Source organism: Prevotella heparinolytica (assembly GCF_004342845.1).
GTDB classification, from domain to species: Bacteria; Bacteroidota; Bacteroidia; order Bacteroidales; family Bacteroidaceae; genus Bacteroides; species Bacteroides heparinolyticus.
The window spans coordinates 33,808-58,635 of record NZ_SLXB01000022.1 but is presented as its reverse complement, the minus strand read 5'-3'; the positions used below and the strand labels follow the sequence as shown (position 1 = coordinate 58,635).

18 protein-coding genes, 1 tRNA gene, 1 rRNA gene, 3 pseudogenes and 1 CRISPR repeat array are annotated in these 24,828 nt (G+C 41.4%); of the genes and pseudogenes, 7 read left to right on the top strand and 16 right to left on the bottom strand.

What is annotated here, in order from left to right; all coding sequences use genetic code 11:
* Positions 1 to 11 precede the first annotated feature (11 nt).
* The 3 genes from brxL (at position 12) to EV202_RS11165 (ending at position 4,466) form a co-directional block, all read left to right on the top strand.
* Positions 12 to 1,475: a BREX system Lon protease-like protein BrxL gene (gene brxL / locus EV202_RS11175; RefSeq protein WP_131927118.1), complete on the top strand. Its 1,464-nt coding sequence runs from the start codon at positions 12 to 14 to the stop codon at positions 1,473 to 1,475.
* A gap of 3 nt (positions 1,476 to 1,478) precedes the next feature.
* On the top strand, positions 1,479 to 2,945 hold the full coding sequence (locus EV202_RS11170) for a DNA-directed RNA polymerase subunit alpha C-terminal domain-containing protein (RefSeq protein WP_131927117.1): 1,467 nt from the start codon (positions 1,479 to 1,481) through the stop codon (positions 2,943 to 2,945).
* Between the two features lie 63 nt (positions 2,946 to 3,008).
* Entirely contained in the window at positions 3,009 to 4,466 is a 1,458-nt protein-coding gene (locus tag EV202_RS11165) for an RNA-binding domain-containing protein (RefSeq protein WP_131927116.1), read from the top strand.
* A 64-nt stretch (positions 4,467 to 4,530) separates the two neighbouring features.
* On the opposite strand, the pseudogene EV202_RS11160 reads toward EV202_RS11165, so the two are convergent.
* The 9 genes and pseudogenes from EV202_RS11160 to EV202_RS11120 form a co-directional block, all read right to left on the bottom strand.
* Positions 4,531 to 5,172: pseudogene (locus tag EV202_RS11160) on the bottom strand (hypothetical protein).
* A 2-nt stretch (positions 5,173 to 5,174) separates the two neighbouring features.
* Positions 5,175 to 6,104 carry a relaxase/mobilization nuclease domain-containing protein gene (locus tag EV202_RS11155; protein WP_131927115.1) on the bottom strand — a complete coding sequence of 310 codons (930 nt, stop codon included), beginning with the start codon at positions 6,102 to 6,104 and terminating at the stop codon, positions 5,175 to 5,177.
* Positions 6,101 to 6,454: a plasmid mobilization protein gene (locus EV202_RS11150; protein WP_131927114.1), complete on the bottom strand. Its 354-nt coding sequence runs from the start codon at positions 6,452 to 6,454 to the stop codon at positions 6,101 to 6,103. Before EV202_RS11150 ends, EV202_RS11155 begins: the two co-directional genes overlap by 4 nt.
* Before the next feature lie 142 nt (positions 6,455 to 6,596).
* Positions 6,597 to 7,517: a toprim domain-containing protein gene (locus EV202_RS11145; RefSeq protein ID WP_131927113.1), complete on the bottom strand. Its 921-nt coding sequence runs from the start codon at positions 7,515 to 7,517 to the stop codon at positions 6,597 to 6,599.
* A 256-nt stretch (positions 7,518 to 7,773) separates the two neighbouring features.
* Positions 7,774 to 8,964 carry a primase-helicase family protein gene (locus EV202_RS11140; RefSeq protein WP_131927112.1) on the bottom strand — a complete coding sequence of 397 codons (1,191 nt, stop codon included), beginning with the start codon at positions 8,962 to 8,964 and terminating at the stop codon, positions 7,774 to 7,776.
* Positions 8,965 to 8,968: 4 nt separating this feature from the next.
* The gene (locus tag EV202_RS11135) at positions 8,969 to 9,262 is read right to left on the bottom strand and encodes a helix-turn-helix domain-containing protein (RefSeq protein ID WP_131927111.1); all 294 of its coding nucleotides are present in this window, start codon (positions 9,260 to 9,262) and stop codon (positions 8,969 to 8,971) included.
* Between the two features lie 120 nt (positions 9,263 to 9,382).
* Positions 9,383 to 10,300 (bottom strand): hypothetical protein, encoded by a 918-nt coding sequence (locus tag EV202_RS11130; RefSeq protein ID WP_131927110.1) that lies wholly within the window; start codon positions 10,298 to 10,300, stop codon positions 9,383 to 9,385.
* Between the two features lie 467 nt (positions 10,301 to 10,767).
* Positions 10,768 to 10,880, bottom strand: a 5S ribosomal RNA gene (gene rrf / locus EV202_RS11125).
* A 404-nt stretch (positions 10,881 to 11,284) separates the two neighbouring features.
* Positions 11,285 to 11,368: transfer RNA gene (locus EV202_RS11120), tRNA-Leu, on the bottom strand.
* A 158-nt stretch (positions 11,369 to 11,526) separates the two neighbouring features.
* Between EV202_RS11120 and EV202_RS11115 the strand changes: the two genes are divergently transcribed.
* Positions 11,527 to 12,612, top strand: coding sequence for a mannose-1-phosphate guanylyltransferase (locus EV202_RS11115; RefSeq protein WP_164996245.1), 1,086 nt, complete (start codon positions 11,527 to 11,529; stop codon positions 12,610 to 12,612).
* A 98-nt stretch (positions 12,613 to 12,710) separates the two neighbouring features.
* Here the strand turns inward: EV202_RS11115 and EV202_RS11110 are convergent, their stop codons facing one another.
* From EV202_RS11110 to EV202_RS11100, 3 genes are all read right to left on the bottom strand, one after another.
* Entirely contained in the window at positions 12,711 to 13,103 is a 393-nt protein-coding gene (locus EV202_RS11110; protein WP_106069903.1) for an HIT family protein, read from the bottom strand.
* A gap of 50 nt (positions 13,104 to 13,153) precedes the next feature.
* On the bottom strand, positions 13,154 to 13,618 hold the full coding sequence (gene greA, locus EV202_RS11105; protein ID WP_106069902.1) for a transcription elongation factor GreA: 465 nt from the start codon (positions 13,616 to 13,618) through the stop codon (positions 13,154 to 13,156).
* Between the two features lie 186 nt (positions 13,619 to 13,804).
* On the bottom strand, positions 13,805 to 14,956 hold the full coding sequence (locus EV202_RS11100; protein WP_131927109.1) for a thioredoxin-like domain-containing protein: 1,152 nt from the start codon (positions 14,954 to 14,956) through the stop codon (positions 13,805 to 13,807).
* Positions 14,957 to 15,268: 312 nt separating this feature from the next.
* Between EV202_RS11100 and pnp the strand changes: the two genes are divergently transcribed.
* The 3 genes and pseudogenes from pnp to EV202_RS11080 all read left to right on the top strand — a co-directional run bounded on the left by pnp (position 15,269) and on the right by EV202_RS11080 (position 19,576).
* Positions 15,269 to 17,458: a polyribonucleotide nucleotidyltransferase gene (gene pnp / locus EV202_RS11095; protein ID WP_131927108.1), complete on the top strand. Its 2,190-nt coding sequence runs from the start codon at positions 15,269 to 15,271 to the stop codon at positions 17,456 to 17,458.
* A gap of 248 nt (positions 17,459 to 17,706) precedes the next feature.
* Positions 17,707 to 18,003: pseudogene (locus EV202_RS11085) on the top strand (transposase); the annotation flags it as partial.
* Between the two features lie 667 nt (positions 18,004 to 18,670).
* Positions 18,671 to 19,576: an IS982 family transposase gene (locus EV202_RS11080; RefSeq protein WP_131927107.1), complete on the top strand. Its 906-nt coding sequence runs from the start codon at positions 18,671 to 18,673 to the stop codon at positions 19,574 to 19,576.
* Positions 19,577 to 19,595: 19 nt separating this feature from the next.
* Here EV202_RS11080 and EV202_RS11075 read toward each other — a convergent pair.
* From EV202_RS11075 to EV202_RS11060, 4 genes and pseudogenes are all read right to left on the bottom strand, one after another.
* Positions 19,596 to 20,558 (bottom strand): annotated as a pseudogene (locus EV202_RS11075) (IS256 family transposase); the annotation flags it as partial.
* Positions 20,559 to 20,580: 22 nt separating this feature from the next.
* Positions 20,581 to 21,384: direct repeats of the CRISPR family, unit length 35 nt; unit sequence GTCTTAATCCTTGTTGTGATGGAAGTAGACTGTAT.
* Positions 21,385 to 21,832: 448 nt separating this feature from the next.
* Positions 21,833 to 22,132 carry a CRISPR-associated endonuclease Cas2 gene (cas2, locus tag EV202_RS11070; RefSeq protein ID WP_106069897.1) on the bottom strand — a complete coding sequence of 100 codons (300 nt, stop codon included), beginning with the start codon at positions 22,130 to 22,132 and terminating at the stop codon, positions 21,833 to 21,835.
* Positions 22,126 to 24,384 (bottom strand): CRISPR-associated endonuclease Cas1, encoded by a 2,259-nt coding sequence (gene cas1 / locus EV202_RS11065; RefSeq protein WP_106069896.1) that lies wholly within the window; start codon positions 24,382 to 24,384, stop codon positions 22,126 to 22,128. The genes cas2 and cas1 overlap by 7 nt, the downstream gene beginning before the upstream one ends.
* Positions 24,385 to 24,453: 69 nt before the next feature.
* Positions 24,454 to 24,828: a CRISPR-associated protein gene (locus EV202_RS11060; RefSeq protein WP_106069895.1), complete on the bottom strand. Its 375-nt coding sequence runs from the start codon at positions 24,826 to 24,828 to the stop codon at positions 24,454 to 24,456.

The window sequence follows — 24,828 nt, the reverse complement described above, 5'->3', positions numbered from 1 at the left end:
AATGAATATTTATGAAAGAAGAAATTTGCAACAAGATAAGACAGCATTTTTCGGCAATGTCTATTTACAAAGATCCTGCATCAACAGGTAGTCTTTTTGCTGGCCGAAACCTTCCTGCGTTTGTTAAGGATTTTCTGTTGAAACGTTATCTGAACATTCAAACTGGCGAAGTTGATAGAATGGCACTCACTCAGTTTTTAGATAAAGTTATTCCAGCAAAACAAGGCAGTGTTAAAGACAGACTGCAAAGTGGCGAAGAAGTTACGCTTTTGGCTCGTTTTGTGGTGTATATTGACATTGTAAAGAATGAGCGTCAATTTGCCATTCCTGATTATGGCATCAAGCAACGTGAGGGGCTAATTCCAGAATATGTCTATTCTCGCAACTCTGGCGAATTTGTTGAGGGTGAGAAATGGGGTATTATCAAACTTTGTCTACTGCCAGACGATGATGGTAAAAAAAATCATATTCAAATGGTAGATTATAAACCATTCAAGCCTTATAGTTCTGTGGATATCTCCTATCTTGCAGAGGCACGTCACTGTTTCACTACTTTAGAATGGATTGACGTATTGTTGTCTGCCATGGAGTATGACCCTAATGGATTCACATCGCTAACCCAAAAGTTGGAGTTCCTTACCCGTTTGCTCATTTTTATAGAACCACGTCTGAATGTGATCGAATTGGCTCCTAAAGGAACAGGGAAAAGCTATGTATTTGGCAATCTTTCTAAGTATGGCTGGCTGGTAAGTGGTGGTAAGGTGACACGTGCTAAGTTGTTTTTTGACAAAACAAAACAGCAGAATGGTATTATCAAAAACCATGACTTTACAGTATTCGATGAAATACAGACTATCGTTTTCCAAGAGCCTGCCGAGATTCAAGCTGCTCTAAAATCATATTTGGAAAGTGGTAAGACTACCATTGATAATAATGAGTTTTCTTCAGAGTGCGGCTTGATGCTTATGGGAAACATTCCTCTGTCTGCTCAACACTTGCCTGTGTCGCCTTTTTATTTCAGCAACCTGCCAGAAAATTTCCGTGAGTCGGCATTGCTCGATCGTTTTCACTGCTTTATTGAAGGGTGGCTTCTTCCGCGAGTGGACAAAAGCATGATTTTCAAAGGATGGACTATCAATGTGGAATACTTTTCTGAAATTCTTCATACCATGCGTACACAGAACACCTATGGATTATTGTTCGATCAACTCGTTCGCTTTGAAGAAAAGGCCGATGTGCGAGATAGTAATGCCGTGAAGCGTATTGCTACAGCTTATATGAAACTGCTATTCCCACACTGGCAGCGTACCGAGGATGTAAATGAGGAAGAATTTAAGATGTATTGTCTTGACCCAGCGGTACATCGTCGTGGCATCATAAAGGAACAATGCCATAACATCGATCCAGAGTTTAAGAGTCTAATGCCATACGTTGAAGTTCTACAAAAAGGTTTCACCGAAAACAAGCTTTTTTAATCGATGGTTGTCTATTATATAAATAAGGTAAGCGATAATCTGAGAACATATACCTTTCCTTTTAAGGAAGGTGATATTTGTATGCTCCATGAAGGAGATATTGTAAAAACGGTTTATATCGATAGCGAGGTGGAAAATAATTCTATCTTTCGAGACTTCCGTTATGTTGATACAAAATCTTTGAGGAGTTATCACTTTCCAAATATAGACACCATTCTTTGTGCCCCATATGGGAGGAGTAAGGCAAAAGGCGATAAAACTCTTGTTTCGCTCCTGCTGACAGATTGTAACGGAGAATGGCTTTCCGACTTCCTAAATGACACGCAAGCTATTCTGGAGGGTACACGTGACTACTGGGACTTAAAAGTTCTTTTTCAATTAACAAGAGAAGAAAATATAGACATCGTTTTTGAGACTCCTATAGAAGAGTCATTTGCAAACAGGATGCCGAAGCTGGTATACTTACCTGAAACCGATAATTTTAGAATTCATTCCGAAGAACTTAACTTGTCTGTTGGTGACTATTGTTTTTGTCATATAGCCAATGGCATTGTATTGATTCAAATAGACAAGGAATCCAATATAATAGACAATGTATCAGATTTCAAATTGATAGAAAGTGTCAATGAACCAGAAATCATGTTGCCATTGGGTACAACAATCCTCTACGATAACACAAGTGTCAGAGAGGACAAGTTTTTGTCTCGTTTTGATAGTATAGTTAAGCAACCTGTATCCAAATCCATTTTATTTTGTGCTCTTAATGATTTACCTTTGTCTGAAGACGAAGATGTTAAGGATTATTTAGATGGAAAAGATGAAAGCGACATTTTTTCTGAAAACAAGCATTTGTCTTCTCTTTTCCTTGAGATTATAGGAATCTTCGAAAAAAAAATAGAGCAAAGAAACTATTCCATCTTACAAGATCTTGTTAACGGGGTTCCTAGAAGTGAAGTTGCCAAGAAGAATAATCTTACACAAGAAAGGATACGACAACTATATAAGAAAATACTGGAAGAGGTTAAGTTTATTCTTATAAATGAAGTTCATGAGAATGAGCAACTACGTAAGGACAATGCGCAACTACATGCACAGGCTCAACTCTATATAGAGGAAATACAGCGATTAAGAAGCGTGGTAAAGGATGAAAGTTTGAGAGAGACTACAAATCAAGTTGTAGATATCAACTCCCATGTTGCGGAATTACTTAATACTCCTGTCCAAAATCTAAATCTTTCAGTAAGAGCTATCAATGTACTGAATGTTTTAGGTATCTCCACTTTTGGTGAAATACCCAAGATTGATGCAGCTGTTACCCTATTTAATGTGAGAAACAGCGGAAGGAAAACAGTACATGATATTGAAGTTTTCATTGGCAAGTTTGGCCTTCAATTAGGAATGACTTACAGTGAAATAGTCAATACATTGATTAATGTTGACTTAAGCAATATCTCCCATTTTCTCAAATAAGGATTATGGCTTTAATTGTTGCATGCTTTTTGATGTCTATCATAATAGCAAAAATAAAAATATATGACAATACAAGAAATACAGACTCGCAAGGAAGATCAGACGTTTGACTGCAAAAGCATTCAAATTTCCCCCAAGGCATTGGCTATTCCAATCGTCGCATTTGCTAATGCTGACGGTGGTGATATTGCTATCGGTGTGTCTGACAAGAATCGGAAGATAGAGGGTGTGGAACAATACACAGAGAAGCTAAATGAGTTGCTGCGTGTTCCTCTAGACTTTTGTAATCCTTCAGTGCCTATTACCAGCGAATTGTTGCCATGCACGGATAAGAACGGAAACGAGAATTATATTTTATTGATGCACATTCCTGCAAGTTCTGAACTACATGCTAATCAGGCAGACGAAGCCTATATGCGTGTTGGGGATAAAAGCAGGAAGCTGTCTTTTGAAGAGCGCATACAGTTGATGTACGATAAGGGAGAACGCTACTATGAAGATACGGCTGTGTATGGTGCTACGGCTGATGACATTGATATGGCTGCTGTCGAAAGATATACGGAATTGATTGGTTATACCAAATCAGCCAAGCAATATCTACATGAAAATAATGGCTTCATAACTACCAATGCAAAGGGAGAGGAGCAAGTTAGTGTGGCTTGTGTTCTGCTGTTTGGTAAATATCCTCAAAAGTTCTTTCCTCGTGGGCGCACTCGCTTCATTCGCTATAAAGGTACAGAGGAGCGAGTGGGTGCAGAAATGAACGTTATCAAGGACGTAACCTTTGAAGGAACGATACTTGATCAGGTGAAAGCCACAATAGCTTATCTTGAAACTCAGGTGGAGGAACACACATTCCTTGGACTGCACGGCCAGTTTGTAACCAATAGAGATTATCCAAAGTTTGTGATTCAAGAAATGGTAGTCAATGCTTGCTGCCACCGTGCCTACAATATCAAGGGGACTGAAATTCAAATTAAGATGTTCGACAATCGTTTGGTATTTGAGTCGCCGGGCAGACTGCCTGGAACGGTCAAGCCCTCTAACATTCGTCATACACATTTCTCGCGTAATCCCCAAATAGCCCAATTCCTTAAAACATACGACTTTGTAAAGGAGTTTGGTGAAGGTGTGGATCGTGTATGCAGGGAGTTGGAAGCTAATGGTACACCACATCTATCTTTCCATCTTGATGATTTTATTCTGAAGATTACAGTGCCGAAGGTGACAGAAAGGGTGATAGAAAAGGATGTCAACGTGACAGAAAAGGTGATAAAAACTCATCAAGAGGTGATAGAGAAGGTGATAGAAAAAGCGGTGGCTCTCAATGAAAAATTAACAGAAAATCGTATTTCTATCATCAAGCTAATAATAGAGAATCCATATATTTCTAAATCGGAACTTTCCAAACATGTGGGAATCAGTGAAAATTCTATATCTCGTAACATAGAAGCTATGCGTGATAAATACCTTCGCCGTGTCGGTCCCAATAAAGGCGGCTTTTGGGAAATCATAGACTAATATGCAGCGCACAAGCCCAACCAAACGAGAACTTAGGTTGGGCTTGCTTCATATAGGATTATTTCTATTTCTTTTGCATCAAGCTATCTGCCTTTTGCTTCAAATCCATATCGTAACCATCGGCTTTCTCCTTGATTAGCTTGATTGTCTTTTCATTGCGATGAATGTCAAATACATCGTTAAGCCATAGGATTTCCTTAGGGCTGCAACCTCGCCATACTCTAATGATACGAAATTTCAAGGCATCATCCTTGTATTGCTGTTTGCTTTGCCATAAGAAAAAAATACCGACCAAAGAAACAAAACAGAGGACAGACACTGCCACCACGGTAGTAAAGACTTTCGATGACTTGATGTCAAAACTGTGTCTATGGATGTGCTCTTGTTGCTTTGGCTGTTCTTTCTATTCCTGCCACTCGTGCAACATGGTCAGGACGTTTGCCACCAATTTGTCAATGGACTTAGCTTCCTCGTCTTTGATGCGCACTTGCACACCAATGTACTCGTTGAGCACATCTTTTGTTCGCTGCTCATACTGTTTGAGCAATTCTTGTTCTTTCTGCTCATCACTTTGTGCTGGTGTAGATTGAACAGGGAGGGAAACAGAACCATTCTCCTTTTCTTTCAACTCCTTTAGTTCCCTGTAAATTGTCTCCAGTTTATTTTTGATTTCCTCAAAGAGGACAAATGTATTATTATCGGCCATACTTATAAATGTATTTTACGTTTTTTCTTTTTCTTCTTTTTCTTCTTTTTATCGAGTGTGTTATAAACCTCCGCAGGGACAGTACCATGAGTTTGAAACAAATCCAATCCTCCTTCTATGAGGTTGTTGGTAATTTCGCTCGTAACACTTGCAACATTGGATATGAGGTTTATCATTCCTTGTGTCTGCTGTTCGTGTTCCCTGTTATTCTGTTGCAGGGCAAAGTCTATCTTGGAATAACTGAAACTCCTATCCACTTTAGAGCCATTGAAATGATAACCGTTCTTTTCAAAGATGATACCCTGCACCTCCTGTGAGTTGCTTTTGTACTTGAAGCGGACATCAATATCTTGTTTTTTCAAATGAGTAAGAAGGTCTTTCCATTCCCTGCACCGAGTAATTTCTGTTTTCAACGTCTGATAGATTTCATACTTGGTCTTATCAGGTTCTTTCAAGCGATACTCTTTGACTTTCTCCTTGCCATCGGCAAAGTATAAACCATATTTGGTGGTCAGTTCTTTGCAAATCTTCTCACTTTTGAATCTGTCGTTACGGTCAGAGATCGTCTTGCCGTTATTGTCTATCCGATTGAATGCAATATGCACATGCGGGTGCTCCTTATCGAAATGGCGACCGATGATATATTGCGTATCTTTTATTCCCATCTTATCCAAGTACTCACGAGCTACTTTCACTATCCACTCATTGCTGAGTCTTGGGGAGTCTTGTGCAGAGAAACTTAGGGAGATATGCCCCACAACCTTACCCACTCGTGGATTAAGTTCTGTTTGGTCGATGAAACTTTGAACAATATGGTTGATACTGTCTGTTCTCACTCCGGAACTGTCTATAAGTTCTGTTCCTTTCTTCGGGTCAAGGATGTAATTGATAACACCCTTGAAGCCCGAACCTTTCATAATTTTGGCTATCATCTTCGTATCAGATTTAATATTTCATCTATCTTGCTAATGATGATTTTATGGAAAGGAGCAACTGAATGAAACCCTTCCGCATTGGCACGATGTGCCAACTGATTGAGATTATTTGCCATTCCACACAGCTTGCGAATGAAACCTGCTTGCTCTACTGTCAGTCGTTCAATGACATTTCCTTCCTCAAGAACTTTCCTTACAAACTCACTCATGGATATTCCTGCGTTCTTGGCTTTACCTTTAAGCGTATAATAATCCTGCGTATTCAGTTTCACCGTGATACGGTATTTCTTCTTTTCGGCTGCGCCTTTGGTTGGGCGACCACCTTTTTTATATTCTGTTCTTATCATACTTGTTTCGCTTATTGATTTGATGGAGACCAACGGGATAATCCTCCAAACCGAGTGATAGGAGGTGGAGCAAGTGGTTTTGGTATGCCCAAAACATAAACTTGCTCCCCGAAAAACAGATTATGCAAAGCAAATCCTGCAATCATAACTTAATCCCTTTGGTCTTCTTATTTTCAGCTTTCTCTGAATGCTTGAATTCAGCACATAAATACTCGTTTAAGTCCTTGAAACCATTGTATAAATTTGAAGCATCTGTAACTGAATTTCCTAATTTCTTCGATAATCGCAGGTAGGCATTTCTTCCTGCACCGTCATTATCCAAGAAACATTGAACGCTGTCATAGCGTGATAATCTCTCTATCGTCTTATGAATATTCGTTACAGAATTGAGTATCAAATAATCCTGTTGCCGCAGTCTTGTAATCTGTGGATTCTCTTTCCTTTTCAGTGTCATGAATGACAGAAAGTCCATAAAACCCTCAAAAAGAAAACATACTTTCTTCGGCTCGTCGGCATAGAAATGGCTGATGTCTTTCGGTGCAATGCAACCCTTGAAGAAAGGATTGCGCAACTCATAACCACCACCACAGTTCGGAAAGCCAATAGCAAAATAACGTTTGTTGTTGACCTCATAATGTACCTCCTTGCAAACAGATTTGGCGACTTCTATGTCAATACATCTGTCCTGCAAGTATCTAATCAAAGCTGGATGCGACAAAGGAAGTACTTGCAAGTTCTCAAAAGTTGCAGAACTCTGTTTAGGCTTCACAACTCCAGGAGATGCAGAAACCATACTTGGAACATTGTGCCCAATCTGATGAATGAGATACGACACATCAGAGGATTTGTAGAGTTGCTCTGCCAAATCTATGATGTTTCCACCCTTGCCAATACCGAAGTCGTACCATTGGTTACGCTCGGTGTTTACCTTGAATGAAGCATGGCTCTCCTGACGAAAGGGGGAAAGGTACCACAACCTGTTGCCTTGTTGCTTAGTGGGAGTATATCCCAGACTCGTAAGAAAATCCTGCAACTTTATCGTTTTAATTTCTTGTATGTTCATATTAGAGTGAAGTTGAATGGTTTGAAAAATTGATGATTTGATGAAAATGCACATAACCATTTCATAACAAATAAATTACTTGCTCATCATGGTTTCATCACAGGGCTTACCAAAAGAAAAATATGTATTTCTCTTTTGGACAGTATCGTCTTTTTCTTTCATCATTCTTTCATACTGATGAGTGGAAAGATGAACTAAATAGGCATTGCCAATCAATCTGTTATATATACCTTTCATCATTTCATCAAAATAATGATTAAATGTTTGTGAGTTGTTCTCTGGTTACGGTATAGTACCTGCCTGTCCGTTTGATGGGCGAATAGTTTCGCAAACTGTTGTAATCCATCTGATAAGTCAGATATGTCAGCGTGTTGGAGGCAGGAGTGAGTTTCCATATATCTTGCACAATTCTGCGGACTTGGCTTTTATCAGCCTTGCAGCCTGTGTTGTTCAGCAAACATACCATATCATTGATACAGAATGAAAGCTCGGTAACAACCATCTGATCCATAACCTCCAAACAGAGTTCAGACATTTCCAACTCAATCTTATTACGGTTGCTGCGGATAATGCGCTGCAAGGCTGGTGTAAAGGTCAGTTTGGGCGCAAACCACATACGGCTTTCCTTATGGGTGGACAGAGTTCGGTGTTGCAGAAAATAGAGAAAGGCAGGTATTTCGGCTTTCAGCTTTTGCAGAAAGTCGGTATCATCGCTTTTAAGACGTTCTATCTTCCTTACCCAATATCGGGTTTCTCCCACGTCGATGATGACTGGGAGTAACTCGTTATTGGAACACAGCACGAACTTGGCAAAGAAGGAGATTTCGTCTCGGTCTTTGCCCTTTGCTTCCACCTTATAAGAAAGTGTTGTGCTGAGGTTTTTTAATCTCTCGCTATCTTCCCTACGATTGAGCAATACTTCGTCCACCACAATAAGCAGTTTACCTGCCCAATCCGCATTGAACTGACTGCGGAAGTCTTCGTTGGTATTGAAGGTTACGTTGTTCTGGAATACGGCTTTGAGAAAATTAAGGAACGTGCTCTTGCCTGTATTGCGTTCTTCTGACACCATCAGGAGGATGGGGAGTTTCTGCACGGGTTGGAGGTAGAGCAACTGCAAGTAGTCTATACCCAACTCGTATTGTTCTCCGAATATATGCCTTATCAGGGATTCAATGTGTGGGAACTCTCCTTCTTTTGGTTGGTGTCCTATCGGTTCATAGAGATTGAGGAACTTGTCAACCACTTGTTGGTAGTTGACATGATTAGGAACAGTGCAGAAACCATCGTACTTTGGAACAGTAGCCAGAAAATCCTTACCATGGTCTTGGCGGAGTGTTTCAACATTCCATGCTATGCGCTTCTTAACAAAACCACCTGTAACGCGAGGTTGGTTCACAATCTTGTACAATGTTGTGCCAACACGAATGAAATTCTCGTTTTCCATAGCCTTACTTCTGCATTAAAGTTTTGCTACCCATGATATATCTCTGTGCTTCTTGAGCTATTTGCGCAGAAGTCTTGATAGGATTCTGACGTAGCCATGCTTCGAGTTCTGCTTTCTCAAAATAAAGCATCTTACCTTGTGGCTTATAATGAGGAATCAGATTGCCCGATGTGAGCTTGTAGAGATAACTCTTTGATAGATTGAGAAACTTGCTTGCTTCATCAAAGCTAAGCACTTTTTTGTTTGTAAAGAGAAGTTGTTCGAGTTCATAAACTCGTTCCTCTATGGTCTTTTCCATATTTTTTATTTGTTAGGTAAAACGATAGAGGGTGCGCACCCTCGTTGCTGTTAACGAGGGCAAAATTATGGAAGAAAAGAAAGGTTACGGTTGATAGATGTTTGACATCTCAACCTTTGCTCAACCTTTTTTCAGTTGTTTGATATATTTGTCAATGATTTCTGAACCTTTCGGCTCTGGTCTGGCACTGTCGTTGGCAGATGAAAGATCGGTACGGGTTAATGGCTTTTCTTTTGCTTTACCCAAAACAAGCTGTTGGGAAGCAATGACTGATTGCCATTCGTTTGTGATATAATTGCGTGCGCTTAGTTGCGACATTAAATAAGCTAATAAGCGGTTGTTATTAGATACTAATACGCCTTCTAACTTCCCATTGAAGAAGTTTGTCAGGTTTTGTATAGTGATTGATGTGGTAAAAACTCGTGCTTCGTTGATACAATTGGTGAGGATTTCTATTTGTTCGGTAGTAAGAGTAGAATGGAAAATATTAGCTTTACCAACAACCTTCTTTTCTTCTTTTCGCTCGTTAGCCTTAGGAGTATGAATTTCGTTGATGACAATAGAGTTAGGTGCCATTGGAGTTGCCATAATCAAGAAATCTATTTCTTTTTTAAGATAAACAGCACATTTCTCAAGTACAATCGCTTCAATCAAAAATGAAAATAATGGAAGTCTATCATTGTAAAAAGTTGGCTCTGCTGAGTACTTTGCAAAATCAAAGTCTAAAGGATTGAAGTCCATCCATTGCGCTTTTTCCTCTCTTGTTAAAGATTCATAGAAGGTACTTTCCCATAATAATTCTTTTTCTTCATAGTATGCCTCCACACAAGATATAGCAGGGTATGAAAGATATAGTCGAGATAATTCATCTGTTCTACGCATAGACTCTTGTTGAAGCATAGACTTTGCTTGCTTCAATTCGAGGAACTCTTTCTTTCGATAGATGCTATCTACATAATTGGTATAAGCTGATGAAACACACCGGTCCATCAACTTCTGTAATCTATCAAATTTCTTTTTTCGTTCTAAGTCTTCCATACTTAGAGGTGTTTCTGCGGTTACTTCATACATTATACATTGCAATGTAAAAAAGAAGTCGGCAAAGATAAGTATTAATATTCTTAATAGCAGTTTTTAATATTACCTAGAATAAGATTTGGGAGTAGTTTCCTTCTCCCAAATCCTGGTTATTTCACGTTTTCCTTCGTTAGGAAATAGAATTACCTTTTCATCTTCTTTTTATATTCTTCGGTTTTACCTAAATTGTATTCGCGGAGAGTTATCTCTATGCTGACAATGTCAGATAGGATAAGTTCAGCCTGCTACTAACTATGACACTTTTGAAAATTATGGTAGTCACCTATCATAAGTACAATATACATCAAAGTGGTCAGAATACAAATCTACAACTTACTTGGGGTCTTCTTTATCCATGAAGACCCCTTCTAAAATACATCATTAATTTTCATATTGCTAAATAATTAAAATTAGTATAAAATAGGAATCTCTGACAACGTCTTACTCTCCCACATTCATGCAGTACCATCAGCGTGTATAGGCTTAACTTCTCTGTTCGGAATGGTTTAAGAGGTGTGTCACTATAGCTATAGTTGCCATTTAATTGCAAAGATAAGAAAAGATCATGAAATACACAAAAAATAACTATTACAACATGAAGAATGAGAATAAAAGAAAAATTTGCAGAGTAACTATTCAGCGATAAGGTGTATAAACTATTATTGATTATCAATAAGTTACATAAATAGATACATACAAATTCTAATAAAGAATGTCATTTCGAGCCTTTTTGCCACAATGTTACGTTTATAAGTTCTTGATATTCAACGTTCATTATCGCTGAATAGTTACAAAGGGAAAAGTTGTCGTTAATTAAATATAAAACTGAGTACTGGAAAACTATGAAAGTACACTTTTCTCATGGTATTGTTACAAAGTACACTTTTAGTACACATTGAAAAAGTAAAAACCCTTATAAATCAGCGATTTACAAGGGTTTTATAGTACCCAGACCCGGGGTCGAACCGGGATGGAAGTGAATCCACTGGTGTTTGAGACCAGCGCGTCTACCGATTCCGCCATCTGGGCATACATCATTTCTGAAATGCGCTGCAAAGATACGGTTTTTTTCTAAACCTGCAATACTTTCCATGAAAAAAGACAAAGAAAATGAGAAAAAACAAACGAATCATTCTTCCTTTGTAAAATATACAGTACATTAGCGGAAATTTAAAATAACAAATAATATGATAACCAATAAGGACAACTTCTGCGTCATCATGGGTGGAGGAATCGGCAGCCGTTTCTGGCCATTCAGCCGTAAAACAATGCCTAAACAGTTCCTGGATTTCTTTGGCACAGGACGTTCATTGTTGCAACAAACTTTCGACCGGTTCAAACAAGTAATTCCTGTAGAGAACATACTTATCGTAACAAATGATTTGTATGCCGACCTTGTAAAAGAGCAACTCCCGGAACTCAAACCTGAGCAAATATTACTGGAGCCAACACGCAGAAATACCGCTCCCTGCATCGCATGGGCCTCTTATCATATCCGCGCCTTGAACCCGAATGCCAATATAGTGGTCGCCCCCTCGGATCATCTCATCTTAAAAGAAGGAGAGTTCTTAACAGCCATTGAGAATGGCCTGGGATTTGTTTCAGAATCGGACAAGCTATTGACACTCGGCATCAAACCCAATCGCCCCGAAACCGGATATGGCTACATACAGATAGACGAACCGGCAGGTAACAATTTCTATAAAGTGAAAACCTTTACGGAAAAACCGGAACTGGAATTAGCAAAAGTTTTTGTAGAAAGCGGTGAATTCTATTGGAATTCAGGACTGTTCATGTGGAACGTAAATTCCATCATCAAAGCAGGTGAAACATTGTTGCCGGAATTGGCCGCAAAGCTGGCTCCCGGTAAAGATGTTTACGGCACCCCTCTGGAAAAGCAGTTCATCGACGAAAACTTCCCGACTTGCCCCAATATTTCCATTGACTTCGGAGTTATGGAAAAAGCCGACAATGTTTATGTCTCGTTAGGTGATTTCGGATGGTCCGATTTGGGTACTTGGGGATCATTATACGACTTATCCCCGAAAGATGAAACCGGGAACGTCTCTTTAAAATGTCAGTCCTTATTTTATAACAGTAAGGACAATATCGTAGCATTGCCCAACAATAAGTTAGCAGTGATCGAAGGGCTTGAGGGGTATCTCATTGCCGAATCGGACAATGTGTTGCTGATTTGCAAAAAAGACGAAGAACACGCCATCCGCAAATACGTGAATGACGCACAGATCAAGATGGGAGAAGATTATACTTAAGCTCTTATTAAAAACATACCGAACAAAATAAAAGATGCGGAAGCCGGACAATGATTGCGTCCGGTTTCCGCTTTTTTATTTAGGGAGGAAATTAATTATCAGAGTGCTGCACGTATAGCCTCTGCCACTGCGATAAACTCTTCATTTGTCAGTTTCAACTTAGGATTGGAGAAAAGCATATCCTTCTCATTTTGCATCGGTATCAAGTGTATGTGCGCATGGGGCACTTCAAGACCCAACACCGCTTCACCCACTTTTTTGCACGGAAAAGCTTTGCCAATGGCCAATGCCATTTTCTTGGCAAAAACATGCATCGCCGCCAGATCTTCGTCGGACAAATCGAAGATATAATCCACTTCTTGTTTGGGAACAACCAAAGTGTGCCCTTTCACCAACGGGTTGATGTCAAGAAAAGCAAAGAACCGTTCATCCTCCGCTATCTTGTAGCAAGGAATTTCACCTGCGATAATTCTGCTGAATATTGTTGCCATAACTGTAATGTATAAAATAAGGCAAGCCCGCACGCAGACCTGCCTTTCTATTAAAATGAGATGTTTACTACTTCCAAATTAATCATGCCCTGCGGCACCTTGATTTCAGCCACATCACCTACCTTCTTACCAAGCAAACCTTGTGCAATCGGCGTGTTCACAGAAATTTTCCCTTCCTTCAGGTTGGCCTCGCTTTCTGAAACGATAGTATAAACCATTTTCATCCCGTTCTTCACGTTCTTCAGCTCCACCTTGTTGAGAATCTGTACCGAATCCGTCTTCAGTTTCGATTCGTCGATAATTTTGGCATCGGCAATCACAGCCTTCAACTTATTGATTTTCATTTCAAGCATTCCCTGAGCTTCTTTTGCGGCATCATATTCCGCATTCTCGGACAAGTCTCCCTTGTCACGGGCCTCAGCGATAGCAGCTACTATTTTCGGGCGTTCCACCGCCTCCAAATGTTTCAAGTCGGCAAGCAATTTATTGTAGCCTTCTTCTGACATGTAAGCCATACGTTTTCCTCCTTAAATATTTTAGTTTTTAATGGTACTATAAACAAAAAAGAATTCCAACATGGTCAGCATGCTGGAACCCTCTTCCTAAATTTCTCGGCAAAGATAGTCTTTTAATCAATGCGTGTCAAGCAAAAAAGACTGTTTTGCAACATATTAAAAAGCAAGCCACTGACTTATACCATTTTACAGCAAAGCTTTTACAGCTGCTTCCAAGTCTTTCACCGTCTCTCCACGGGCGCTCAATTCATTGTTTTTATTCACAAGAAAGACAGAGGGAAGATTTTGAACGTTATACGTAGCAGCCACCGTAGAGTAGATGCCATTGACATCGCGCACACAAATCCAAGGCAGATTGTCGGCCGTTGTTTTCCAATAATGCTCGTCGGCATCCAAAGAAACCTGATAAATCTCCAATCCCTGAGATGCATACTTATCATACAGGTTGCGCAGCATATAATTATGCGTAGCAGAAACAGCGCTTTGATAAACCGTAAAATCCAGAATCACAGCTTTTCCTTTCAGCTCGCTCAGTTTGCGCACATTGCCTTTCATGTCACGCAGACTAATATCGATGAGCCCGGTTTCGGAGATATTCTCCTCGGATATTTCCATGACTTTCTGCTTAGGGGTACGTGTGTTCTTCATCCCCTTTATCACAATGTTATAAAGATTTTTGGAACGGTCGGCCTCCGGATAAAAATTATTCAGGCTGGTTGCCACGGCCGCAAAGCATTTGATGTCATCCTTGCTATTCAAGGGATCGAATATCAGATAATCATTCAACTTCTGAAACAAGGCAAAGTAGGCAGCGGCCGTATTGGGAGCAGCGAAAATATAATTCAACTTCACTTTATCCTTATAATCTTTCAACAAAGCCGCAAGACTGTCTTCAAAGACATCGGCATCCATCTTCCGGGCTTGCACGGATTGAAACAAGCTGTTCACGTCGTTCTGAAGCTTCATCTGCTTCAACGTCAAATCTTTTATCTTGGAGCTATTGGGTGAGCCTTCTACCGTATAAGCTGTGGCAAAATCGGCAAAGGGAGCTTTCACCGACACAGTCTCTGTAGAGTCGACCGAAAAATTAATAACTTTATCTTCCACCCTCAAACGATAAAATTCCGGAGACGCCGGACGCGCTTGTTTGAAAGAAAAAGAGCCATCGCCTTTCAGCTTCACCGAATCCAAAGGTACAATACCCTCCAAAGCCGAAGCTTCCAGATACAGCATTTTCCCATCGGCACCGGTGACCTCGCCTTCCACTTTGAATTTCGAATCGGAATTACATGCACTCATCGCAACAGCAACAAGTGTCATAAAAAAAATTTTCTTCATATCATTATTAGTTTTACTATCCTTCATACTTCCATTTATTTTCCGCATCTCAACCATATCCGAAAGGCATCTACTCCGTACCAGCTCCATATCTATAAGAACGGGGCAGATACGGAGTTGGTACGGAGCAAATGTGCCTGCAAATATACTTCTTTTAAGATTCAGTCAAAGCATTTCCCTTGTTCTTACATGCAGATATTTGCAAAAAAGCAGTTAAATACAAACTTTTTATCTCATTCCCACCATCTTACAAGAATAAAATATGTATCTTTGCGCGAATTTTGAAAGAAAATTAGATATAAAACATTTTTTATGATTAACCCTATTGTTAAGACAATCGAGCTTCCAGATGGCAGAACCATCATGCTCGAAACGGGAAAGTTGGCAAAACAGGCAGACGGTTCTGTAATGCTTCGCATGGGCAACACCATGCTTTTAGCTACTGTTTGTGCCGCCAAGGACGCAGTTCCCGGAACAGATTTCATGCCGCTACAGGTAGAGTACAAAGAAAAATTCTCGGCATTCGGCCGTTTCCCCGGCGGTTTCACCAAACGTGAGGGCCGCGCCTCTGACTACGAGATCCTCACTTGCCGACTCGTTGACCGTGCTCTCCGCCCCTTATTCCCTGACAATTTTCATGCAGAGGTATATGTAAACATTATCCTCTTCTCGGCCGACGGCGTAGACATGCCGGATGCTTTGGCCGGCCTTGCAGCCTCTGCCGCACTTGCTGTTTCAGATATTCCTTTCAACGGACCGATTTCCGAAGTACGTGTAGCACGTATTGACGGACAGTTCGTTATCAACCCCACTTTCGAACAACTGGAAAAAGCCGACATGGATCTGATGGTGGGTGCCACATACGAAAACATCATGATGGTGGAAGGCGAAATGAACGAGGTTTCCGAGCAAGATTTGCTGGAAGCCATGAAAGCCGCACACGAAGCTATCAAGATACAATGTAAAGCTCAGATGGAGCTGGCAGAAGAAGTAGGTTCTACCGTAAAACGTGAATACTGCCACGAAGTGAACGATGAAGAGCTTCGCAAGGCTGTTCACGATGCTTGCTACGAAAAGGCTTATGCCGTTGCAGCATCGGGCAATAACAATAAGCACGAACGCATCAATGCTTTTGAGACTATCTGCGAAGAGTTCAAAGCCCAATTCTCGGAAGAAGAGCTGGAGGAAAAGGGCGCGCTGATAGACCGTTATTATCACGATGTGGAAAAAGAAGCCATGCGCCGTTCCATTCTGGACGAAGGCAAGCGTCTTGACGGACGTAAGACTACCGAAATACGCCCCATCTGGTGCGAAACCGATTATTTGCCGGGTCCTCACGGTTCGGCAATCTTCACACGCGGAGAGACCCAATCTTTGTCTACCGTTACTTTAGGAACGAAACTGGACGAGAAAATCATCGACGACGTATTGGAACATGGCAAAGAGCGCTTCTTGCTTCACTATAACTTCCCGCCGTTCTCTACGGGCGAAGCGAAAGCACAGCGTGGTGTGGGTCGTCGCGAAATCGGCCACGGACACTTGGCATGGCGTGCGTTGAAAGGTCAAATCCCTGCAGACTATCCTTATGTAGTGCGCATCGTATCGGATATCCTCGAATCCAACGGTTCTTCTTCGATGGCTACCGTATGTGCCGGAACACTTGCATTGATGGATGCCGGTGTAAAAATCAAGAAGCCGGTATCGGGCATCGCAATGGGACTGATCAAGAATCCGGGCGAAGAAAAATATGCCGTATTGTCCGATATCCTCGGCGACGAAGACCACTTGGGCGATATGGACTTCAAGGTGACGGGAACCAAAGACGGTATCACTGCCACTCAAATGGACATCAAGTGCGACGGACTGACGTATGACATTTTGGAGAAAGCCCTGTTGCAAGCCAAAGAGGGCCGCGAATTTATCCTCGGAAAAATCACCGAGTGCATCGCCGAGCCTCGCACAGACCTGAAACCTCATGCGCCGCGTATCGAAACAATGACCATTCCTAAAGAATTCATCGGTGCCGTCATCGGTCCGGGTGGAAAAATCATCCAAGGCATGCAGGAAGAAACCGGAGCTACCATCACGATTGAGGAAGTGGATAACGTGGGCAAAATTGAAATTGCCGGAACAAACAAGAAAAGCATCGACGACGCCATGCGTCTTATCAAAAGCATCGTAGCCGTACCCGAAATAGGCGAAATCTACAAAGGTAAAGTGCGCAGCGTTATGCCTTACGGTGCATTCGTAGAGTTCTTGCCGGGAAAAGACGGCCTGCTCCACATCTCCGAGATAGACTGGAAACGTTTGGAAACAGTAGAGGAAGCCGGAATCAAGGAAGGTGACGAGTTGGAAGTAAAACTGCTGGAAATCGATCCGAAAACCGGTAAGTTCAAACTGTCCCGCAAAGTTTTGTTGCCGAAACCGGAAGGTTATGTTGAACGCCCCGAAAGAAACGGCGAACGACGTGAACGCCGTGACAGAGGTAACAGAAACGAGTGATTTTTTACCACACAATCTAAAGGGCTTTGATATGAACCCCGAAAGTTTTTTGTTAACTTTCGGGGTTTTATCATGTCTACGCAAAAAAGAAAACCAAAATCTGTGCATGATTTACTATCTTATATGTATATGTTAGAAGATGGACTATCCTTTTGTCATATCCACAAGAACTATGGAATAAATGAAGAGCGACTAAAGGTTTTATGGTTACGCTATCAGAAAGAAGGGATATCAGGATTGCAAAAACAGCAGATCAAGGATGGCATTACCAGCATACGCAATACCAAAAGATGCTAAAGAATAATGGTGTTATACAAAGTATGTCTCGCAAAGGTAACTGCATAGACTACTCTATGATGGAGAACTTCTTCGAGCTGATGAAGAATGAATTGTTGTACGTAAACCACTTCGAAAGCCTTGACAGCTTTGAGACTGAATTCAAGAAATATATAATGTGGTATAATACGAAAAGAATAAAACTTAGATTAAAAGGAATGAGCCCAGCACAATACCGAGCTCACTACTATAGAGAATTTAATAATTAACGCTTAATTTAACGCCAACTTTTCGGGGGCACTTCACAATTATGCACTTTTTTATTCCACGGCTCTTTCATTTAAGAAAAAAGAATCATCCGACATTTAAAGTGATAACTTGATAAAAAACTGCATCTTTATGGAAAATTTCATCCAACAAAAGTCTATCGCACCTCTCAAAAGGATGTATGTATTCTTATCATTTTCTTGTTTTCTTCTTGTCTATAACGAGCATCTCAACAAGAACATGGTAAGAACATGTACCGAAGGTGGTACGAAGATGGTAGGAAGATAGAGGTATATAGCTACGACTTTATTTTTAGAATGAGATTGACCGAAAAATTATGCAACAAACAGTATACGGGGTAGTGTAAAATAAACTGTGTCACGCATTATTTCCCATTAGAAAACTCATCGGTCGGGGAACGGCCAGCGGCAAGGGGCGGGCCCCCCGTCCCGACGAGCGTAAAATTACAATAATTTAAATCGTTCTCCAAACTTTATGGCCAGTGGCTGTGAGATTGTAGCCCAATTGGCCAGTGGCATAGTCCACTTCTTCCGTATATTAACGTGAGTTCGATATAACGATTACAATTATTTGTTTGAATAATAGGAACATAGCGATAAAAGTATTAAATTTATAGTGTCCAATTATAACCTTTAAACGATTATCACTATGTTCACAGAGTCTAAAGTTACGGAGATTTATTGTATGGCAGATGATTTTTGCAAGGAATTTACAGTTCAACAAGAAAAATATCTGGTTGAAGATAATTCACTCCCGCATCGCAATAAGCCCAATCGTATGAGCGATGCGGAAATTATGGTAATCCTTATTCTGTTCCATTCGGGTGGTTTCCGTTGCTTCAAACACTATTATCAGGAATATGTCTGCAAACATCTGACACACCTGTTCCCCCAGAGAGTTTCGTATAACCGTTTTGTGGAACTGGAAAAGGAAGTGTTGCTCTCGCTGACTATCTTCATAAAACAAGTTCTGTTGGGAGAATGTACCGGAATCGGTTTCGTGGATTCTACGCCTTTACGCGTCTGCCGTAATCAACGGATTCTGATTCACAAGACATTCGAGGGCCTTGCCGAACGGGGGAAATGTTCCATGGGATGGTTCTTCGGGTTTAAACTGCATCTGATTATCAATGATAAGGGAGAGATACTGAACTTTATGTTCACTCCGGGTAACGTGGATGACAGAGAGCCTTTGAAACAGAGTCGGTTCGTAAAGAATGTAAAAGGGAAATTGTGTGGCGATAAGGGATATATCGGACAAGCATTGTTTGAAAATCTATTCATGAATGGAATACAACTGATAACCAAAGTCAAGAATAATATGAGGAGTTCCCTTATGAGTATTGCTGATAAAATCATTCTCAGGAAACGGGCACTGATTGAAACGGTCAATGACGAGTTGAAAAACATTGCACAGATAGAACATTCCAGACACAGGTCATTTCATAATTTCATAGCAAATGCGCTGTCTGCCATTGCTGCATATTGTTTCTTTGAAAAGAAACCAGCCATTGATGTGAGTTACATAAATGACGGGCAACTAAGAATCTTCTAAAATTATATCGAACTCACGTTATATTACGGTATGCAAGATAAACCAGTTTCTCAAGGGCTGTATCCGACGGGAACACGCCCTTGTTTTTTGTTACCTTACGGATCTGACGGTGATATCCTTCAACAGTATTTGTTGTATATATGAGCTTACGGATAGCCGGAGTGTACTGGAAGTATTCGGATAGCTTATCCCAATTGTCCTGCCAGGACCTGATAACGATGGGATATTGTTCGCCCCATTTTTCTTCCAACTTAAGAAGTTCATTTTCTGCCGATTCTTTATTTACAGCCTGATAAACGCATTTCAAATCCTTCAGGAATTCCTTTTGATTTTTGGAGCCTACACATTTGATGGAATTACGAATTTGATGTACAACACAAAGCTGTACAGATGTATTGGGATAAACACTTTGGATTGCTTCAGGAAAGCCTTTCAAGCCGTCTATACAGGCAATAAGGATATCTTCAACTCCACGGTTCTGAAGGTCTGTCAGCACACTGAGCCGGAAGTTTGCTCCCTCATTTCTTGATATATACATTCCGAGTAGCTCCTTATGTCCTTCCCTGTTAATACCCAACACATTATAGATTGCACGTGCAACAACACAACCACGTTCATCCGTTACTTTATAATGGATGGCATCCATCCAGACTATAGGATAGACGGAATCAAGCATACGTGATTTCCATGCCTTTATTTCCGGAAGTACACGGTCCGTAATGGCACTGATTGTATCTGCCGATACACGATTACCAAGATTCTCTTCCATCCAATCACTAATCTCACGTGTGCTGTTACCAAGAACATACAGGCCGATTATACGGTCAGCAACACCTTCTGCCGGAATGGTCTCACGCTTCTTAATAAATTGTGGATCAAAACTTGAATTACGGTCACGGGGAGTGGATACGGTTACCTCACCCAATGGAGTCTGCACCTGTTTCTGCATCTTACCGTTACGGCGGTTGCCCATTTGACGTTCTTCTTCTGTAGGATATGCATCCATCTTAATCCTTGTTGTGATGGAAGTAGACTGTATTAGAACGGAAACTTGACTTCCTCTACTTTGAGTTGTCTTAATCCTTGTTGTGATGGAAGTAGACTGTATCTCGAGAAAGCGTTTAATGTTGATAGTGAGGGCAATGTCTTAATCCTTGTTGTGATGGAAGTAGACTGTATAGTCGTTTGTGTAATTAAACTTGTGTAAAGCTATGTGTCTTAATCCTTGTTGTGATGGAAGTAGACTGTATATTTAAGGGTTTAAGTGAAAAAGAGATAAAAAGGTCTTAATCCTTGTTGTGATGGAAGTAGACTGTATAGAAGAAAAGACCGTTAATATTAACGGGAAATTGGGTCTTAATCCTTGTTGTGATGGAAGTAGACTGTATTATTAAAAAGGCGGACACGTTCTCTGGATTCTACGAGGTCTTAATCCTTGTTGTGATGGAAGTAGACTGTATCTGATAAATGGTATGAGGGCAGATTAGCCTTTATCGTCTTAATCCTTGTTGTGATGGAAGTAGACTGTATATGTAATGTGACCCAATTCACAAAGAAACGGCAGGAAAGTCTTAATCCTTGTTGTGATGGAAGTAGACTGTATGTTCTACGAGGAAGTGGAATATGGTGAGGAAGTCTTAATCCTTGTTGTGATGGAAGTAGACTGTATAGCAGGTGTGTATAATTGGAAAGGGGAACAAATCGTCTTAATCCTTGTTGTGATGGAAGTAGACTGTATTCTTAAAGAGAATAGTTTATGAAAACAAAAATTGAGTCTTAATCCTTGTTGTGATGGAAGTAGACTGTATATTCTGACTATCAATATGTTGCTGTAACTCTTTGCAATAAGCTATGGATATAAATCATTGTATTTTATCGTTTTACGCTATTTCTTCTAAAATCTTCGCAAAAGTACTGTTTTTTTGAATACAAAAAAAGGGGATTTTGCCATACGTTTTTATACTTCCATTGATAATCAATAGATTGCGACTAAAAAAACTTCGCAAATAGAACGAGCCATTTGCATTCATCATGGATTTGCGAAAATCGTCGCTTTTAGGTCCGCATATACCTCTGATTATAAACAGATTGCAAACAGACCTACAGGAATTTTCGCAAAAGGCGGTGGTCTTTTGGCATCAAGTGGGGATTTGCGAATGGTTTGCGTAGATGTCCTTTCATCGGAAAAACAGCTTTACTCTTATTATCAACCTATTACGCATCTTCTGAATTTTCGCAAATGATTTCTCCTCCCTTCTATACCATCCGCACCGTTTCAGGAGGATGACGACGATCGGGCTGGTAGACTATCTTGGTGTAGCAATTGACACAAAGAAGATAATAGACCACCGTGTCGCTCTGTTTCTCTATTACGTCTGCTATCTGCTCTTGCAGCTTGGCTAAGCGCGACTCGGTCAGAAAGCACTCGAACACGCTATAATTGATGCGGACGCCACCGGCTTCCAGTATTTTCACCACGCGGTTGCGACGTTTTTCGTCGGCAATATCGTATGCTACGACGACGAAACGTTTTCTTGCCGTTACTTTCTTTACCATTTTGCGATATAGGGTTTAAAAGTTTGTCCGCTTTCCACATAAGCGGCTATCTCTTTGGCTTGTTCCACAAAGATGCGTTCGAAGGGCATCTCTTCTCCTCGATACTTTTCATACCGATTCATGCGCTCGAGTACACTTTGGGTGAGTATTTTTTTTGTATTATCGTCGAGGAGGGCACCGTTCATCTTCAGGCTGACCCCTCGTTGCACCAGCCCTATCACTACTCTGTCGGTACCTTGCGCCCGGAACAGTTCTACCACATCAAATACCAATGTGGGTTTTCCGGCTTGCCTTTTGTGCAGTACGCTGTCCATAGGGTTCAGCCCCTCGCTGAGCAATGCTTGCCATACCCTGTTGTAAAGGAACGAATAGGCATAATTCAGCATGGAGTTGACCAGATCGGAGGCTCCGCGACGCACTCTTCCCTCAAAATTGATTTCGTCGTCTTCGAGCATCTTCTCTATATATCCCCAATAACAGAGGGCCGCTTGCGCTTCTTTGCCCATCAACACCTCTTGATAGTTGTCGGTAAAGGGCAATTCCTTTAGTTCGTCAATGGTGGCGGATATCTTGGCGGTTGCCACCACGAACTGTTGCTTGATGTCCTCTCGCGTGGTCTTGTGATACTTGTGAAAGTATTTGATCAGATTTACTTGGTTTTTCAGTTTTCCCAGAATCAAACGCTGGGCAAGCGTAAATCGTTGTTCCTCGGTCATCCTGGCTTGCGCCTCCCAAAGGGTGTTTTCGACAAATTTGGGACTCACCACCGAAGCGTAATGCGTGGCGCCTTCAAAGAAATCGATGGGAATTTTTCTTTCCATACAAAATCGGATCACATTGCTCGAAAGTGAAACTCCCTGCCCCGTAACGGTAAGATGTCGCAGCGAAGCGGAAGGCTTTTTGTATGCCACCTTACCTTGTATGCGCACAACGATATTCTGCCCGCTGACGCCGATATGACTACCGGGGGTACGTATCACCAATTCAGATCCTTCGGCTTCTTTTTTCCGGTATTCAGCTTTTCGGCTGTTGATAAGGTCGCGATTTTGGGCATCGGAAGATTTCGAGGGCTTTGCACCTTTCACGGACAGATAAGTTTCCGCCAGATGATTGACGATGTTTTTCCGCTTGAGCTGCATCTCGTCCGACAGAAATGCGGCTTCAGCCAATCCGTTTTTCAATCCGCTGATACTTCTTATCTTATCGGGCTGCTGCTCTATCATGGTTTGCAATCTCTGTACGAGCGCCTTGTCCAAGTCTATCAATATACTTTCGGGAAGCAGTTTCCCATAGTAGTTGCGTATGCCTTGCCAAATGCTCTTGTCTTTATCGGAAAAGAATCCTCCGCGAAATTCTATGTTCTCTATTCGCTGCAAAAGCTTCTCTCTTTTGCTGGCCGATAAGGATAGCCCCTTCTTGTTCAGGGTAATGCCGAGAAACTCGAATCCATCTTCTATTTTTCCGATTTCCGGAGTGTTGAGCGAAAGCCGAAGCCTTTCTTTTAAGAAACCGGCAGCTTCTTGCATCACCTCTTCCGCTTTTTCACGTGTCTCGCACAAGATGATAAAATCGTCGGCGTAGCGTACATAGGAGTCGGCGTGTGTCACGATGAACTGGTCGAACTGATGTAGATAAAGATTCGCCAGCAAGGGGGAGAGGACGGCGCCTTGAGGTACACCGCAGCTGATCTCCTCCCACTTCAGTTTCCTGGTCACCATACCCATTTTTACCGAAAGCTGAATCAGCCGATTGATTTCCTCATCGGGGATCAAGGCGTGAAGCCTTGCAAAAAGAATATCGTGGCTGATGGTGTCGAAATAATTATCGATATCCAAGCGAAGTAACCACTGATTCTTTTTGTTATTGCATTCAAACAAAGCCCTTCGAACGGCCTTTGTATGCCCTTTTTCAGGACGATATCCATAGCTGTTCCCCATAAACAGGTTTTCGAAACGCGGCTCCACAAGCTGCTTTATGGCTGTCTGCACCACTTTGTCTCTCAAAGAGAGCAACCCTATCGTCCTTATTTCGCCCGTCTTCTTGGGGATGCCCATCTTTTTGTAGGGTTGCGGCTTCCATGTTCCTGCTTGCAGTTCGGCAATCAGTTCGGACAAATGTCGGTCAAGGTGGCTCTCAAACTCAACGATGGTTAGCCCATCGATGCCTCCAACACTGTTCTTGGCTTTTACCACCCTCCATGCCAACATCAGTTGTCCGACTGAACACAACTTCTCAAATAATCTCTCACTCATATTTTCATATTTTATTTCAATATGTCAAAGAACGTTCGGCAACAGCTTTTCCGACTATTCCATCAGCCATCAAATCGATGCACTGCTGTATGTACGGAATTGCACGAACTTAAACCGCACCTCGCTACTGCCATCGTCAAGTTCCCTCACCGCGCGTTCCGTTGTAGAAGCCACGCAGGGGTAACCCAATCGTTGCAAACGACATACAAGTGCAAAGGTGAGCGTCATTTCGCCCATCAGGTGCACGGTGGCAAAGCCATCGGCAGCCGCGGCGATAACTCTTGATACATACTCATCGGCCAACGATGCAATATACCCCTCATCGCCATTGCTATCCACTTGTGGAAAGGGAATATCGACAACCCTGCCATACTGCTCTGTTGCGGCTTGCATCTGCTCATCGCCCCACTTGGCGGATGGATGGTTGGATAGATTAATCAGCAT